At 58.9% G+C, this 16,380-nt stretch carries 14 protein-coding genes and 1 pseudogene; 13 read left to right on the top strand and 2 right to left on the bottom strand.

Going from position 1 to position 16,380, the window contains the following annotated elements:
• The 4 genes and pseudogenes from EN738_RS05020 to EN738_RS05005 form a co-directional block, all read left to right on the top strand.
• Nucleotides 1–245, top strand: a pseudogene (locus EN738_RS05020) (sugar ABC transporter substrate-binding protein); the annotation flags it as partial.
• Nucleotides 246–285: 40 nt separating this feature from the next.
• A complete protein-coding gene (locus tag EN738_RS05015) occupies nucleotides 286–1,836 on the top strand; it encodes a sugar ABC transporter ATP-binding protein (RefSeq protein WP_127282742.1) in 1,551 nt (516 codons plus the stop codon).
• Nucleotides 1,837–1,854: 18 nt separating this feature from the next.
• Entirely contained in the window at nucleotides 1,855–3,072 is a 1,218-nt protein-coding gene (locus EN738_RS05010) for an ABC transporter permease (protein ID WP_127282741.1), read from the top strand.
• A 47-nt stretch (nucleotides 3,073–3,119) separates the two neighbouring features.
• Nucleotides 3,120–3,896 carry a glucose 1-dehydrogenase gene (locus EN738_RS05005; protein ID WP_127282740.1) on the top strand — a complete coding sequence of 259 codons (777 nt, stop codon included), beginning with the start codon at nucleotides 3,120–3,122 and terminating at the stop codon, nucleotides 3,894–3,896.
• A 20-nt stretch (nucleotides 3,897–3,916) separates the two neighbouring features.
• Here the strand turns inward: EN738_RS05005 and EN738_RS05000 are convergent, their stop codons facing one another.
• Nucleotides 3,917–5,299 carry an MmgE/PrpD family protein gene (locus tag EN738_RS05000; protein ID WP_127282739.1) on the bottom strand — a complete coding sequence of 461 codons (1,383 nt, stop codon included), beginning with the start codon at nucleotides 5,297–5,299 and terminating at the stop codon, nucleotides 3,917–3,919.
• 377 nt (nucleotides 5,300–5,676) lie between these two features.
• Here EN738_RS05000 and EN738_RS04995 point away from each other — a divergent pair, with 377 nt between their 5' ends.
• The 5 genes from EN738_RS04995 (at nucleotide 5,677) to EN738_RS04975 (ending at nucleotide 10,948) form a co-directional block, all read left to right on the top strand.
• On the top strand, nucleotides 5,677–6,420 hold the full coding sequence (locus EN738_RS04995) for an SDR family oxidoreductase (protein ID WP_127282738.1): 744 nt from the start codon (nucleotides 5,677–5,679) through the stop codon (nucleotides 6,418–6,420).
• A 32-nt stretch (nucleotides 6,421–6,452) separates the two neighbouring features.
• On the top strand, nucleotides 6,453–7,316 hold the full coding sequence (locus EN738_RS04990) for an SMP-30/gluconolactonase/LRE family protein (protein ID WP_127282737.1): 864 nt from the start codon (nucleotides 6,453–6,455) through the stop codon (nucleotides 7,314–7,316).
• 146 nt (nucleotides 7,317–7,462) lie between these two features.
• Nucleotides 7,463–8,386: an NAD(P)-dependent oxidoreductase gene (locus EN738_RS04985; RefSeq protein ID WP_127282736.1), complete on the top strand. Its 924-nt coding sequence runs from the start codon at nucleotides 7,463–7,465 to the stop codon at nucleotides 8,384–8,386.
• Nucleotides 8,387–8,514: 128 nt separating this feature from the next.
• The gene (locus EN738_RS04980) at nucleotides 8,515–9,969 is read left to right on the top strand and encodes an NAD-dependent succinate-semialdehyde dehydrogenase (RefSeq protein WP_127282735.1); all 1,455 of its coding nucleotides are present in this window, start codon (nucleotides 8,515–8,517) and stop codon (nucleotides 9,967–9,969) included.
• Between the two features lie 55 nt (nucleotides 9,970–10,024).
• Complete coding sequence (locus EN738_RS04975) at nucleotides 10,025–10,948, top strand: LysR family transcriptional regulator (RefSeq protein ID WP_127282734.1); 924 nt, start codon at nucleotides 10,025–10,027, stop codon at nucleotides 10,946–10,948.
• 57 nt (nucleotides 10,949–11,005) lie between these two features.
• Here the strand turns inward: EN738_RS04975 and EN738_RS04970 are convergent, their stop codons facing one another.
• Nucleotides 11,006–11,845: a hypothetical protein gene (locus EN738_RS04970; RefSeq protein WP_127282733.1), complete on the bottom strand. Its 840-nt coding sequence runs from the start codon at nucleotides 11,843–11,845 to the stop codon at nucleotides 11,006–11,008.
• Nucleotides 11,846–11,866: 21 nt separating this feature from the next.
• Between EN738_RS04970 and EN738_RS04965 the strand changes: the two genes are divergently transcribed.
• From EN738_RS04965 to EN738_RS04950, 4 genes are all read left to right on the top strand, one after another.
• The gene (locus EN738_RS04965; RefSeq protein ID WP_245494367.1) at nucleotides 11,867–12,868 is read left to right on the top strand and encodes an aldolase/citrate lyase family protein; all 1,002 of its coding nucleotides are present in this window, start codon (nucleotides 11,867–11,869) and stop codon (nucleotides 12,866–12,868) included.
• Nucleotides 12,869–12,978: 110 nt separating this feature from the next.
• Entirely contained in the window at nucleotides 12,979–13,800 is an 822-nt protein-coding gene (locus EN738_RS04960; RefSeq protein ID WP_127282732.1) for a glucose 1-dehydrogenase, read from the top strand.
• A gap of 24 nt (nucleotides 13,801–13,824) precedes the next feature.
• On the top strand, nucleotides 13,825–15,288 hold the full coding sequence (locus EN738_RS04955) for an aldehyde dehydrogenase family protein (RefSeq protein WP_127282731.1): 1,464 nt from the start codon (nucleotides 13,825–13,827) through the stop codon (nucleotides 15,286–15,288).
• Complete coding sequence (locus EN738_RS04950) at nucleotides 15,288–16,361, top strand: tartrate dehydrogenase (protein WP_127282730.1); 1,074 nt, start codon at nucleotides 15,288–15,290, stop codon at nucleotides 16,359–16,361. The genes EN738_RS04955 and EN738_RS04950 overlap by 1 nt, the downstream gene beginning before the upstream one ends.
• Nucleotides 16,362–16,380: the final 19 nt, after the last annotated feature.

Below are 16,380 nucleotides of genomic sequence, written 5' to 3'. Positions count from 1 at the left end.
GTGCTGCGAGTTCGAAAGCTACGCTGATTGCCACGGGCGGCGGTTCCAAGCTTGGCCACGACGCCATTCTAACCGGCGAGATGTACGGGTCCGTCTGCACCCGGCCGAAGCTGCTCGGGAAGCTGATGTTCCAGGCCATGTATGAAGCAGCGACCAAGCCCGATACGCCCAAGGCTCGTTTCGTCAGCTACGACATGCCCCAGATCACAAAGGACAAGATCAACGATTGTCCGGAGCAGTGGTAGGATAGCTGTCGCAGCGATCCTATCTCGGGAGCATCGATCCATGCACCTTGACCAGCCGATCATGCAATTGCGTGGCGTCGCAAAAGCGTTCCCAAACGGGACGCTGGCGCTGCGCGGCGTCGATCTCGATATCAGGCCGGGCAGGGTGCATGGCTTGCTGGGCGCCAATGGCGCCGGCAAGTCTACTCTTATCAAAATCCTCTCCGGCGCCTACCGCGCCACGCTAGGGGAAATCATCTGGCGGGGTCAGCCCGTTTCCTGGGATAGTCCCAAAGCCGCCAACGACATGGGTGTCGCGACAATCCATCAACACATCCCGCTGGTTCCAACTCTTTCCGTTTTGGAGAATGTTTTCCTCGGGAGCCACGGTCGTTGGCGACGCTCCTCCAGCTCTCGGCTTCAGTTCGAAGAGTTATGCAAGCGCATCGGGTACCGGTTGGATCCGGGCGAATTGGTCGGCTCCTTGTCTATAGGGGCACGGCAGATGGTTTCCATCTTTCAAGCCCTTGGCACGGGCGCGGATCTGATCGTGATGGACGAACCGACCGCTTCGCTGGCGTCGGAAGAACGGGAACTGGTCTATGCAACGGTGAGGCTCCTATCCAAAGGAGAGAACAAGGCCATCCTGTTCGTTTCGCATTTTCTCGACGAAGTGATGTCTCTCACCGACGAGGTAACAGTGCTCCGTGACGGCAAGGCCGTGCTGCGGGCCGCAACGGCCGATCTGGACGAGAACCAGATTGCGGAAGCGATCGTCGGAAAGCAGATCGTCGCCCTAGAGCACGAGGCACAGCAGCGCCATACCCTTGAGCCGGTTTCCGCGAACCAAGACCCTGCCTTGCGGGTGCGTGAACTCGCCTCGCCGGGCAAGCTCTCTGCCACGTCTTTTGATGTTGCGCGTGGCGAAGTCGTCGGCGTCGCTGGCCTGCTCGGTTCGGGTCGTAGCGAATTGCTTCACGCGATTTATGGTTCTGACAAGTACGCGACCGGCTCAGTCGTTGTCGACGGCAAGAGCCTACCTCGAAACACCGGCGCCGCGGTTAAGGCCGGCATCGGCCTGGTGCCTGAAGATCGTATGGCTCAAGGCCTCGTCCCCGACTTTGAGATCTGGCGCAACGTATCTCTCCCGGCCCTGCAGGGAGTATCTGTTTTCAATTCTCTTCCCGTGGCTCAGCGCGAGCGCGAGCGTGGTTGGGAAGCTATCCGCTTGCTCTCGATCAAAGCGGATTCCCCGGAAATCCTTGTGAAAGAACTGAGCGGAGGGAACGCCCAGAAGGTCACCATCGCCAAGTGGCTTTTCAGCGACGTGAAGCTTTTCCTTCTGGATGAACCCACGGCGGGGATCGATATCGGCGCCAAGACCGAGATTTTGCGCCTGGTCCGTCAACTCGCGGGGGAGGGCAAATCGGTCATCATTGTGTCGTCGGAGTTTGAAGAGCTTCTTGCCGTCTCCGACCGGATCCTTGTCATGCGAGATGGGCGGTGCATTGCCGAGCGAAAGATCCACGAGACGACAGAGACCGAACTACTGCTGCTGGCGGGCGGGCAAAGTGCAAACCCTGAAGCCTCAAACCTCCCAATCGACTCCTGAGTGACAGCGAGAAAAGCGATGAACACAGCAGGCTATACCCAGTCGCAAAATAATAACATGTCGCAGGTTTCCGCAACGAACCTGCCGAAAACGGATTGGCGTCGTTTGTTAGGCCTTCGCGAGATGGGCGTATACTACGCCTTATTTCTACTCATCATCACACTTGCGATCGTCACGACCTATCTAGGACGCGCGAACTATCTGAGCGTGCTTAATCTTTCCAATGTGATCTACCAATCTTCCCTCATCGCCATCATGGCCGTGGCCATGACGGTGGTGCTTATCAGCGGCAACTTCGATCTATCCGTCGCCTCGGTGGCGGCATTTGCGGCGGTTCTGCTGATAGGCAATGCCGATGCGATCGGGTTCTGGCCCGCTGCCGCATTGGCGCTGACCGGGGCGATGGGCATAGGATTGATCAACGGTGTCATCGTTCAGTATGTCGGGATAAACGCATTTATCGTGACACTTGGCACCATGACCGCCGTACGCGGTCTCGTCCTCATCTATACCGATGGTCGCTCACTTTCGGCATCTGATCCCGCGGTCGTCGCAACGATGAAGGCCGTTGAGGGCGGTAGCCACGACGTGTTCTGGCTGTTGCTGGTCGCCGGTATCCTGCTTTTAGTCCTTGGCGCATCTGGCTTGTTCAAGGCCTACAGTGCCGGTGGCGCATTGCGGCCGGTCTCAATTGGCACGGCGGCAGGGGGAGCTGCGTTTCTCCTCGTCGCTTGGGCTTGCGGCGGAGAGTTGGTTTTACGCAATCCCGTGATCTATATGGGATTATTTTCGGGCGCCGTCTGGTTTACGCTAGGCTACACAATGGTGGGACGTCGCATTTACGCATCTGGAGGCAATCCCGAAGCAGCCCGCCTCTCCGGCATCAATGTCACACGCTACAAGCTGTTGGCGTTCGTATTCTGCAGTGCCACTGCGGGCCTTGCCGGAATCCTCTTCGCGAGCCGCTTGCGTTCGATCAATCCGGCGGGCCTGCAAGGTGCAGAGCTGACCGTTATCGCGGCGGCAATCCTGGGCGGCACATCGCTATTCGGCGGCGCGGGCAGTGTCGTGAAGACCCTCGCTGGCGCTTTGCTGCTCTATTCCCTGACCAACGGGTTCAACATCATGAATCTCGGCGCGAACTGGCAGGGCCTGATCGAAGGCATGGTGGTCGTTGCCGCAGCCGCTATCTACACCGTTGGCGGCAACAAGGCCAAGTCCAAGACGGGCGGCTGAAGCTCGGACATGAGCGATCTCGAACGCATCAGAATGGAATACAAGACATGACCAACATACCGCTCGTCGATTTTGTCGGAAAAGTCGCCTTTGTTACTGGCGCCGGCAGCGGCATCGGTCGTGCAACGGCCGTGGCCTTCGCCCGTGCCGGCGCGGCAGTGACCGTAGCAGATATCAGCGAAGAAGGCCTCCAGGGCACTGTGGCCGAAATCGAGGGATTCGGCGGCAAGGTCCTCTCGATCGTGTGTGACGTGACAAAAGCCTCGGATGTCAAATCCGCTCTCGACCTGACGGTAGCAACCTTCGGACGCCTCGATGCTGCCTTCAACAATGCTGGCATCGAACAGCCAGGCACAATGATCGCGGACATTTCGGAAGATCTCTTTGACCGGGTAATTTCCGTGAATCTCAAAAGTGTCTTTCTCTGCATGAAATACGAGATCGAAATCATGCTCGGCAACGGCGGCGGCGCCGTCGTCAATACGTCGTCAGGCGCCGGCGTGCTCGCCATCCGCCAACAATCCGCCTACTGCGCTTCAAAGTTCGGTGTCACCGCGATGAGCAAGGCTGCTGCACTCGAATATGCGGACCAAGGTATTCGCGTGAATGCGATTTGTCCGGGTATCATCGATACTCCGATGATTGCCCGCTACACAGGCAACACCGAGGCAGGCAGAGCTCGAATTATCAAGCAGGAGCCGGTTGGGCGCATGGGGCGACCGGAGGAGATTGCTGGAACGGTGCTTTGGCTTTGCTCGGATGCGGGCGGCTTCGTCACGGGTCATGCGATGGTCGTCGACGGTGGGCAAACCGCCGGCATATAGATTTCTCGTTTCGGGTGACGTCAGGCTGCGGCGCGGATCAACTCACTTGCGTCCGGCAACTCCTCGAGGGAGCGAGCCAGGGATTCTGCGCGCAGAATCTTGGTCGCGGCGACAGGGGTCATGCTGACCGAAGCGCATTCCCTAAATTTTGCGCATATGTCATCCCACGACAGGGGATTGTCGGAATTGCCGGGCACGGCAATTCCCTCCCGGACCCAAGACCTTCCATCCCGCGCCAGGATTTGGACCCGACCCAACGGAAGTTCCAATTTCCAGTCCAGCGCTGGGTCGCTGATGAGATGCATCTTGCGTCCAACGGCCAGCACCTCGTGGTCGGACAGGCCGACGGAGGAAAAATCCTTGACGCTCATGCCACGACGGACAATCGCGACAGAAACCAGGAATGGCAGGCTGAACTTCGCATCTGCCAAGGTCGCCGGCGCGCGGCGTTCTTCCAAAGGTTGGCACATCAGGTCATGGTAGTCTCCAACGTGCAGTCGGATCTCGGAAATCTGTTCGGGTTGCAGATCGTTTTCCGTCATGATGTCGATAGCCGCTTTCATATGGCTATGCGCCGTTCCGACACACGGCCAGCGTTTGTAAAGCGTTCCGCTGCCAAGGAACTCGGAGCCGAGGTTCCGGACGATCGCCTGACGGTCATACTGGCCGTTGAAATACGTTCTCATAAAACCGTATTCACCCTCGAAAGCCTTATCGATGCCTGTAATTCCGCGTTCAGCCATCATTGCCGCGAGAACGGCTCCCCTGGCTGAAAACCCGGCATAGAGACCGCGCAGATCACTACCCCGGCCTGCAACCATCTCCATGATGCCGCTCGACTGCATCGTTGCGATAGCGAGAGCATCGGCGGTCTGCTTAGGAGACAGCGACATCACCCTTGCCGCTGCGGCGGTTGCGGCAAACACTCCCAACACTGTTGAGAGGTTCCAGTCCTTTTTCCAACCTACGTTGCAGCGCAAGCGCGCGAAAATGTCCTGTCCTGCCGCGATCGCTGCTATCAATTCCTTTCCCGACACGCCGCCCTGCCGTTCGGCGACCGCTAAGACGGCAGGAACGATTGAACTCCCAGAATGCTGCCCCCACGGAGTTTGGTCGTCATAGTCAAGGCAATGCGCCAGGGCGCCATTGGCTAACGCTGCCGAGAGGGCAGGGACTTTGCCTGGCAAGCCGAGCACCGTGGACTGTGGTGCTCCAGCACTCTCTCGAATGATATCGATGACGCCGTGTACGGCCGGCTCCAGGCCACTCGCCGCCAACATGACCCCGATCGTGTCCAAAAGGGACTTTTTGGCCGCCTCGCGCGCATCGGAAGGAACATCATCGTAGCTGAGTTGGACCGTATGATCAGCCAGAACGTGTACAAGATCAGGGACATCAGACATCGTAGGGCCTGCATTCAGATTGGACGACGGCCACATTAATCGGAGGCCGCATCTCAATGCCACGTTCCGGGCGATCTATCATTTCCCATGTCGACTTCGTCTGAGTGATATATAATCCAAAATTATATGCGAGGCCGCTCGCGTGCGTTTTGCGGTTTCAAAATTGATGTGAAGATGGAAACTTCCACCCCGTCCAATCGCAGTCATGTGCGGGTTGGGATGGGAAGAGCGGTTTGAACGTTCGCGTTAGGTTGAAGCTGCGGACGCGTTCTCGCCCTTGGCGCTTTCTAAGCAAATCGGCGTTTGGCGCCGCGCATTTTTTGCAGGATCTGCGGCCCGCAAAGGACCGCTACGCTAGCTATCTGTCTGGAGGCAGCATGGGAATTCTCTCTGGCAAGACGGTTCTGATCACTGGCGCCCTCGGCACGATCGGACAGGCCTTGGTGAAGCGCTATTGCGAAGAAGAAGCGAGAGTGATCGCCGCCGATCGCCCGGAAATGTCGGACGTTGACGCGACACTTGCCAAGCTTGGCGAAGGCGTGAGTTACTTCGGATGCGATCTCAACGATCTGGCGGGAACCGAGAAAGCGGTTACCGCGCTGGCGGAGGAGGTCGGCGGGATCGACGTTCTGGTCAACAATGCAGCGTTCGTCGTCAACAAGCCGCATGAGCAGTTCTCGATTGAAGAATACGAGCAAGAAGTTCGGATCAACTCCTCGGCCGCCTTCGTGATTTCGCGCGCTTGCAGCGTACACATGAAGCGGAAGAACTACGGCAAGATCGTCAACCTGACGTCGCTGACCCTCACAGGACATTGGGAGGGCTTCGTCCCCTATGTCGCCTCCAAAGGCGCCATGTACGGGCTCATCAAGTCAATGGCGCGCGAACTTGGGCACCATGGAATCAATGTGAACGGCATCTCACCTGGCGCGGTCGTGTCTGAAGCCGAGTGGCGGCATTTCGGCGAAAATCGTGAGAAATATCACCAATGGATTCTTGAACGTCAAAGTCTGAAGCGCAGGATCGAGCCGGTCGACATCGCAAACCTCGCGATCTTCCTCTCATCTTCCCACGCCGACCTCATTACGGGACAAGACATTCATTGCGACGGGGGCTGGTGAGTGATGAGTGTCTGCGGACGCCGGTGAATGAAATGATCGAACTTGAACCACAGCTCGTCGCCCAGGATTTCATGTTCCTGGAGGCGCCAAAGTGGCACCAGGGACTGCTCTGGCTGTCCGATGTTTTCGACCACAAGGTCTACGCGCTCACAGCCGAAGGACAACGCCGGAGGGTGTTCGATGTGCCGAACCGTCCTTCGGGGCTGGGATTTCTGGCGGACGGAACGCTGATCATCGTCTCGGCCAAGGATTGTAGGCTGCTTCGCCTCGATGGCGACAAGCTCAGTGAATATGCCGACCTGTCGAACCATGCGACAGGATGGCTGAACGACTTCGCCGTGGACCCGCAGGACCGCATCTACGTCGGCAATTTCGGCTATGATTTTGTTGCAGGCGAACCTCGCAAACCAACCTGGCTCCATCGCGTGGATCCCGGCGGGACCGTCGTGACGGTTGCTGACAATATCGACTTTCCAAACGGATCAGTTGTCATCAATGAAGGGCGAACGTTGATCGTCGCCGAAACGTGGGAGGGGCGGCTCACGGCGTTCGATATTGATGTGGCCGGAAACCTTAGCAATCGGCGGATGTTCGCCGATCTAGGCTCGCGACAGCCGGACGGCCTCTGTGCTGATGCGCAAGGCGCAATCTGGGTCGGAATCTGCAATACGGGCGAGTTTGTGCGCGTTCTCGACGGCGGGGAAATCACCCACCGGTTCAAGTTCGCCGGGTCCGGCATCTCATGCACATTGGGAGGCAGCGACGGGAGCACGCTCTTTGCGACTACCTTCATCGGTACAGAAGAAGATATGGCCGCTGGAAAACGCAATAGCGCAATCTTCAAAGTCGAAGTCGACGTTTCGAGCCCCGATACCGCTGGCGTGCAAGCTCGTTAAGCTCTTTGCCGATCCACTTTGATCCAATGGATATAACAAAAAGCTATGGCCGTTTCTCTTCCGTCTCCAACGTTTGTTGCCGTTGAAAAGGGGGACCGATAGTTTCCGGTTCTGTTTAAAGAACGGCGCGGCCGGACATCAGACGAATGTATTCAGTCATTGCTTTTCCTGCCCTCGCAGGCATGTCTTACCCTCGATTGGAAGGCCTGGGTCTGGTGCGCGTCGTGGCCAGCCCGGAGGAGATTCCGGCCTTGCCAGAGGCGGACCGCGCCGACGTGCGGGTTCTGATGACCAGCGCGACACGCGGCTGCAGTGGCGAGATCGCGGACGCCTTGCCCAATCTTGGTTTCGTCGTATCGCAAGGGGTGGGACAGGAGCGCATCGACTTACAGGCATTGTCAAAGCGCAAAGTGCAGGTGCGGTGTGTCGGCGAGGCGCTGACCGACGATGTAGCGGATTTGGCGATGGCATTCACGCACATGCTATGTCGCAACCTCGTCAATGCCGACAGGTTTGCCCGCAGCGGAGAATGGCGCAAAGAGCGCTTCGTCCTTGGGGATAGCGTCGTCGGCATGACCATGGGCATCGCAGGTCTGAGCGGTCGGATTGGCCAGGCCATCGCGGCTCGGGCAACGGCTTCGCGCATGAAACTCGCCGCGCTCGATCGCCAGTCCAACGCCGGCTTGGGGGCCTCTCTGCATGACGGATGGTCTGCACTGGCAGCCGCATCTGATGTGTTGGTTCTCGCTGTTCCTGCGTCGCCCGGCCTCAGGCATGTAATCGGAGCTAGCCAACTTGAAGCGCTTGGACCGAAAGGCCGGCTCGTAAATGTTGCTCGCGGAAGCCTCGTTGACACCGACGCGCTGATTGAAGCGCTGGAGAACCGAGCCATTGCCGGGGCCGCGCTGGACGTCGTTGAGGATGAGCCGAACGTTCCGGAACGATTGGCCGCCTTGCCCAATGTCATTTTGGCTCCGCATATCGGTGCACAAACCTGGGGCCAGCGAGCGCGTGGTGCCGCGATCGCCGAGGACGCGGTGCTGTCCTTCCTGGATGGCAGTCTCAAGTGATCCCGGGCACGCAAGTCGTGCAGCGATTGTCGGCGAAGCTGTGACGCCGCGAATGTCGACTTCCGGAACCGGCTTCGCCGGCAGGTCCGCAAGGACTTAATACGGTAATCTGAAAAGGACCCTGCAACGTGAACGTCAAGGCAAAACCAATCTATCCGCGGATCGGCCTGCTGATCGATGGGGAGTGGATCTACGACCGTCCTCCAGTTTGCGACGTTGAGAATCCGAGCGATGAGTCCATTCTCGGACAAGTGCCCAAGGCGACTGCGGAGGACCTTCAAAACGCGCTCAAGTCCTCTGCCCGCGGCTTTGAGGTCTGGCGCAAGACGCCTCCTTCGGAACGCGCCGCGATCATGCACCGTGCCGCGGCAGTGGTGCGGGAGCGTGCAGCCGAAATCGCGCCGATTTTCACCCTCGAACAAGGCAAGACGCTGAGCGAATCTCTGGCGGAGATTGAAAGATCCGCCACCTTTCTCGACTGGGACGCGGAAGAAATCCGGCGCCTCTACGGCCGCATAGTTCCAACCGATCCACCCATCCAGCAATTCGTTGTGCGCGAACCGATCGGCCCGGTCGCGGCCTTTACGCCGTGGAACGTGCCGATGAGCGCACCATCGCGAAAGATCAGCGCATCGCTGGCGGCGGGATGCTCCATCATTCTCAAACCTGCCGAAGAAACCCCCGCGACCGCCTGTCTTTTCGCGCAATGTTTCCTCGACGCAGGGTTGCCCGCCGGCGTCCTCAATGTCGTTTTCGGTGACCCGGACGAAGTATCACGCACTCTGGTGCTGTCTCCAATCACACGTCTTGTCACGCTGACTGGATCGATCGGAGTGGGCAAGCACCTGACGCGCCTTGCCGCTGAGACGATGAAGCCGGTCCTGATGGAATTGGGGGGGCACGCTCCTGTATTGGTCGATGAGGGCGTCGATGCAGAGGAAGTCGCGCGGCTTGCCACCAACTGGAAATTCAGGATGGCGGGACAGTTCTGCTCGGCGCCATCCCGATTTCTCGTCCATGAGTCGGTCTATGAAAACTTTGTCGACAGCCTGGCGGCCAAGGCCCGAGCACTCAAGGTCGGTGACGGTTTTGCGGATGGCGTGCAGATGGGACCACTCGCCAACAATCGCCGCCTGGGCGCCATGGCGGATTTCGTCCATGATGCTGTGGCCCGAGGCGCCCGGGTCGTTACCGGCGGCAGTCGGGTCGGAAACCGCGGTTGGTTTTATGCACCGACGGTGCTGGCGGACGTCCCCCTCGAGGCGAAGATCATGAATGAAGAGCCATTTGGCCCGCTCGCGCCATGCGCGCCGGTCGCCTCGATGGATGAGGCTCTGGAGATCAGCAATAGCCTCAGCATGGGCTTGGCCGCGTTCGTCTTCTCAAACTCGGTCGAGCGGACGGACTATCTATCGCGGGAGCTTCAGGTTGGTTCTGTTGCGGTCAATGTCTTTACCAGCCCTGGAGCGGACGCGCCCTTCGGTGGCTATCGTGAAAGCGGTATCGGCCGCGAGGGTGGTCCGGAGATGTACCAAAGCTATACGGTGGCCAAGACGATCGCCGAACGTCGCTCGAGGGTGTGAGTTTCGGTCTCCCCGAAGACTCCCCTTCACGGGACAGGGAGGATAGGCTTAGTTTATGGAGATCGATCCCAAGAAGCTGCTCTACCTTGCGACCATCATCGAGCACGGCAGCCTGAACCGCGCGGCCAAACTGCTTGGGATATCACAGCCGGCGTTGTCGACTTCGATGGACCGGCTGGAGGCATCTGTAGGAATGCAGCTGCTCGAACGTGGGCCCAATGGCGTCGTCACCACAAAACAGGGCGATATTCTCTACTGTTACGCAAGGCTGATCCGCGAAGAAATCCAGTTGGCGGAGCGCGACCTTCGGAATATCCTTGAGGGCCAAGCGGAGTCAATTCGCATCGGGAGTTTGCCGAGCCTTGCCAGTAGAATCATTCCGCTGGCGCTGAGCCGATGGCGTGAGACCTATCAGGACGCCCGTTTGCAGGTGGTTGAAAATGCGCAGATCGACCTGCTGACCGGATTGCTACGCCGCGATTTCGATTTCGTGATCGGCTTGACCGAGGTCTTCGATATGCTTGACGGACTCCGCCAGCGCGTTTTGTTTCGCGACACGCTGTGCGTCATTGCCAGTCCCAATCATCCGCTGCAGGGAGTCACCGACCTCACCTGGGAGCAACTCGTCCGGTATCCGTGGATCAGTCCGACGTCGCGACGCACACATACCGTGCTGGACAACATTGTGCGGACGATGAAGGTGGAGCTTCCTGTGCAGGTGACGGTCTGCGGATCCGTATCGCTGCTGAAGTCACTGGTGGCCGAAACGGACCATTTGGCGCTCCTCCCCGCCCATGCTGTGCGAACGGAGGTGGCCGAACAACGTTTGCTCTCGCTTCCGTTCGAGGATCCGGCGCTGAAGCGCGACATCGCGGTATTCTTCCGCGAAGGATACGAAATGGATCAGCCGCGTCGCGACCTCGTGTCCTGCGTGGAGCAGATCGGGCTCGAGCTTTGCCACGAGAAGGTTTCAGAATAGGCCGGATGGAAACAGGCTGTCTCCATCCGGGAGGTCGCTCCCAGGGAAGTTCGTCCGTCAAAACTTCGGCAACGTGACAGAGAAGAACAGAGCTTCGTCCTGCGCTTCGATGTTCAAGGGGTTGTCCGACGGAAGCAACTCGATCGCGGTTTTCTCCCCGTAGGTCTTGCCGCCAACCGTGACCTTGCCCTTGCTCATGAAAAGCACTTCGATCGCCGATCGCGTCCCGGTGTTGAAGGTTGCGCCGGCTTCGACCTTGATCAGGCTGATACGAATTCCCCGTTCGGTGAAGGTGCCCAGGAGCTTGGTGAAGATGCCGGCGGCTTCGGTCTCAATCCAGGCATAGGACTCTGAGTTCATCAGCACGATGTCGTCATAGCGAGGCGGTGCGAAAACCAGCTTCTTGCCAGTCGCTTCCTCGAAGCAGGCGGCAGAACCGTCCATGTTGTGCTTTTGGCCTTTTTCATCGAGCCAAGTAAAAACGCCATTCTTGAATTCGCCCTTGGCCTTCAGCGCTTCGTTGGCAGCTTCCCTGCGTGGTGTACTCAAAAAACCGGATCCGCTGGCTCCCCCAAACTGGATCACCATCATCTCCAACCCCTCGGGGCGATCCTGCGGTCCGTAGTGGACGCTCTCGGGAAAGTAACCCACCGAACCTTCATCCATGATCTTGGTGGGGGAGGCGGGATACTTGCCCTTCAGGACATAGCGAATCTGATCGAAATTGTGCCGGTGGCGAGGTGTGCCCCAACCGCCAGATCCGGTCAGGCCCACGTTGAGTAGGTAGTTGTTCGGCGAGTCGTCGTCGCCCTGCAAAAGGAACTTCTGATCGAGGGTTCCTTCCCGCATTGAACCAACCCGGCCACCCTCTGAAGTTGCAGCTTCCGAGATACGCATGTTCGCTCCTCTTACGTCATCATGTTCGAAGTTATTTGGCTGCCCTCAAATAACGCAAAACAGTGCCAGTGCGTATCCGTAGTGTTTGGTAGCTATAACGTCTTGTTATTCCCGGCGTCGATGGCGCTTGGGGAGCACTTGATACCTCCGCATGTTGGCTTCAAAGTCTTGAGCGAATGCCTCTTCAGCGGCGCGATAGTGCGACGCGACTGCATTGTCATTTTTGGATTCTTTATGCCCAGTCTGGAAATCTCACCGCAAAACCTGGCGAAAACCAAGATGGAGTCAGGGGAACTTGCCGTCGGCATGGTCGTTCGGCTCATGCGCGGCGTTGAAGTAGTGGCAATCGCGAAGAGTGCAGGCTTCGACTGCCTTTATGTCGATCTGGAACACTGCAGTTTCTCACTGGAGACGGTGAGCCAGATCTGCATCGCAGCGACTGCGCTCGGCGTGACGCCTATGGTTCGCGTCGCCGGCAAGGACAAGGCGGAGATTGGCAGGACGCTGGAAACGGGGGCCCAAGGGATTATCGTTCCCCATATCGAGAATCGGGCCGAGGCAGAGCAGGTCGTTGAGGCGGCGCGGTTTTCGCCTTTAGGGGACCGCTCTCTCCTGGCGACCAGCCCTCACACTCTGTTCCGCGGTGGACCTGCCGGCGAGGTCATGCGGCGGCTGAACGAATCGACGCTTGTGACCGGCATGATCGAATCCGTCACAGCGGTGGAAAACGCCGAGGAAATCGCCTCGGTTGAAGGCATCGATATGCTGCTGGTCGGCACGAACGATCTTTGCAACTCACTCGGCGTGCCGGGCCAGCTCGATCACCCCAAGGTTCGCGAAGCTTATGCCCATGTAGCGGCGGCTTGTCGGGCTAAGGGCAAGCATCTTGGCGTCGGAGGGCTGAACTCTCGGCCTGATATAGCCAGGGAGATGATTGCGATTGGAGGGCGATACGTCTCCGCGGGAAGCGACACTGGCTTCCTGATGAGCGCGGCAACTGCCGCCGCGAACGCTTTCCGGTGAATTCACAATGCGACACGTGCGGTCGGCAGTGTAGCTCGTATGTTCCGCTGCCAACTCGGTTGGAGCTGAACCATAACTCACTGACGGCCAGAAAGTTTGGAGGAACACAGGTGGATACGAGCGATGTCGAGGATCGGGTGTCTAGCGTCAATCGAGAGGCGCGAGACTTCAGCGTGAAAGATCGTGTCGTCCTGATCACTGGCTCAGGCCAGGGAATCGGCCGTGAACTCGCTCGACAGTTCGCTGCGGCTGGTTCGGTTGCGGTGATCGCAGACGTAAACGCCGCTAGCGCCAAGGCAGTTGCGGCCGAAATCCAAGCCGAAGGATTAAAGGCGAAACCGATATCAGTCGATGTCGCCGACGAAGCGTCTGTCAACGCGATGGTCAAGGCAGTCGTTGATGAATTCGGCCGCTTGGACGCGCTTGTCAACAACGCCTCGCTCTTCTCAAGCCTTGCAAAGCGACCCTTCGACCAGATCCCGTTGGCAGAGTGGCGGCGTGTCATGGACGTCAATATTACGGGCGCTTTCCTGTGCGCTCGCGCGGTAGCCGAGACGATGAAGAAGCAGTCGTTCGGTCGCATCATCAACATCTCTTCCGACTCCGTGCATCGCGGCACGAAGAACTACCTTCACTACGTGACGTCCAAATCGGCGCTGATCGGGATGAGCAACTCGCTGGCCCGAGAATTCGGCCCGCACGGGGTCACCGTTAACTGCATTCGCCCGGGCACAGTCGAGACGGAGGTCGAAGAGCGCATGACGAACCTGACGCCCGAAGTGCGCCAGCGCAACATCGATCTCCAATGCATCCCGCGGACCATCGTGCCGTCCGACCTTGCAGGGCTTATCATGTTTCTGACCACGCCGGCTGCCTCGTTCATCACCGGCCAAACCATCGCTTGCGATGGTGGCTACACGCACAGCTTCTGACGAAAAGGCCGGCAGAGGGCAATCATGGAACACTACGGCCAACATTATATCGACGGCGCATGGGTGGACCCCGCCCATTCAGGTCGCAGAGAGCTCATCGATCCCGCGACGGAGACGCCCTTCGCTTCGGTGGCGACCGGTGGCAGCGCCGAGGACGTCGACAAAGCTGTTGCGGCTGCACGACGCGCCTTCGAAAGCTATTCGGTGACGACACCCATCGAGCGGATCGAATTGCTCGACCGCATCATCTCCGCCTACGAAACCTGCGTCGACGAAATTGCCGATGTGATGGCCCAGGAAGTCGGTATTCCGGTTAGTGCCAAAGCCCAGGCAACTGGCCCGGTTGGCCACATGAAGGTGGCTCGCGATCTCCTGAAAACTTACAGCTTTCAAACGCAGTTGGCCGATACGATCATCCGTCGCGAACCTATCGGCGTTTGCGCACTTGTGTCGCCCTGGAACTGGCCGGTTCAGACGCCAACCATCAAGGCGATCTACGGGCTTGCCGCGGGCTGTAGCGTGGTCCTCAAGCCTTCGGACGCGTCTCCCGTCAGCGCGGTCATGCTTGCGCGCGTGTTCGAGATGGCCGGAGTGCCAAAAGGTGTTTTCAACCTGGTACTCGGCAAGGGCAGCGTCGTCGGCCAGGCGCTGTCCGAGCATCAGGACGTCGACATGATCTCGTTTACGGGCTCTACAAGGGCCGGCATCAAGGTCAGTGAAGCGGCTGCCAACACTGTGAAGCGCGTTTCGCTGGAACTCGGAGGGAAATCAGCCAACATCGTCCTCGAAGACGCGGACCTCGAGCGAGCCGCGCGCTGGAACATACAGCGTTGCTTCTTCAACACCGGGCAATCGTGTCACGCGCCAAGCCGCATGCTCGTGCACAAGAGCCAGATGGATCGCGTGATCCCATTTCTGCTCGACGAAGTCGGTCGATTTCGCATTGGAGATCCGCGCGATCCAACCACGACGATGGGACCGGTTGTGAACCAAGCGCAATCCGAAGGCATCCAAGGCTACATTCGAGATGGCCTGGAAGAGGGCGCCAGGATGGTCTGCGGCGGCCTCGGCAGGCCCGATGGACACGAGCAGGGTTATTTCACGCAGCCGACCGTATTCGTCGACGTGAGCCCAGATATGACGATTGCCAAGGAAGAGATCTTCGGACCCGTCTTGGTTGTGATCCCCTATTCCAGCGAGGAGGAAGCGGTGCAGATCGCCAACGACGGCCCCTATGGCCTCGGCGGATATGTTTTCGGTCGCGACCGCAAGAAGGGCTACGAATTCGCAAGCAGGTTGCGCGCCGGGCGCGTCAGCTTCAACGGCGCGGCTAGCAATTCCGTGACACCCATGGGCGGATATAAGCAATCTGGGATCGGGCGCTCGATGGGAGAACTTGGGCTGGAAGAGTATCTGGAAGTGAAGTCGGTCTACGGGTTCGAGGAAGAAGCCGCCGCTTTGCCCAGGTACGGAAGTCGGCCACTGTGATGCGACAATATTCAATTGCCGCGATCCCGGCTGATGGGATCGGCCCTGAGGTCATCGACGCAGGGCTCGAAGTGCTCGAGGCATTGAGCCGGCGGGCAGGCGACTTTTGCCTTGACGTCACGCGCTATGATTGGGGTTCAGAGCGCTACAAGACCCACGGCGAAATGATGCCGGACGATGGGCTTGAGCAACTTAAAACCCACGACGCGATTTATTTCGGCGCGGTCGGCGCCCCCCAGATCCCTGACCACATCACTCTTTGGGGACTTAGACTGGCGATTTGCCAAGGCTTCGATCAATACGCGAATGTGCGCCCAACGCGGATATTGCCGGGTATCTCCGGTCCCTTGCGCGGCAGGGGGCCTGGCGATCTCGATTGGGTCATCGTTCGCGAGAACTCGGAAGGTGAGTATGCCGGGCACGGCGGACGCGTCCACCGCGGCATGCCGGAAGAAGTTGCAACCGAAGTCGCCATCTTCACGCGCCACGCCGTCACGCGCATCATGCGCTATGCGTTCCGATTGGCGCAGTCCCGCCCCCGCAAATTGCTCACTGTCGTGACCAAATCAAATGCCCAGCGGCACGGCATGGTCATGTGGGACGAGATCGCGGCGGAGGTTGCGCGAGAATTCGCCGACGTAACCTGGGACAAAATGCTCGTCGATGCGATGACCGTCCGGATGACATTGTATCCCGAAAGCTTGGACACCATCGTAGCGACGAACCTGCACGCGGACATCCTCTCTGACCTTGCCGGAGCCCTTGCGGGCAGCCTGGGCGTGGCCCCAACGGCAAATATCGATCCAGAGCGACGGTTTCCTTCCATGTTCGAACCCATTCACGGCTCGGCCTTCGATATCGTCGGAAGGGGTATCGCCAATCCGGTTGCTGCCTTCTGGACCGGCTGCCAGATGCTCGAGCATCTCGGGGAGATCGATGCGGCCTCCCGCCTGATGAAAGCGATCGAAACGGTCTGCGCAGCCGGGGTCTTGACACCTGATGTCGGCGGGACTGCGACAACCCAGGAGGTCACCGAGGCGGTAATAGCCGCGATTAGAGGTAGCAACACTTGACCAATCGAAGCGGACCACA

It is taken from the genome of Mesorhizobium sp. M4B.F.Ca.ET.017.02.2.1, from assembly GCF_003998955.1.
GTDB lineage: Bacteria > Pseudomonadota > Alphaproteobacteria > Rhizobiales > Rhizobiaceae > Mesorhizobium > Mesorhizobium abyssinicae.
Note: the sequence above shows the minus strand (reverse complement) of the source record. Positions and strands in the feature narration are given on the sequence as shown.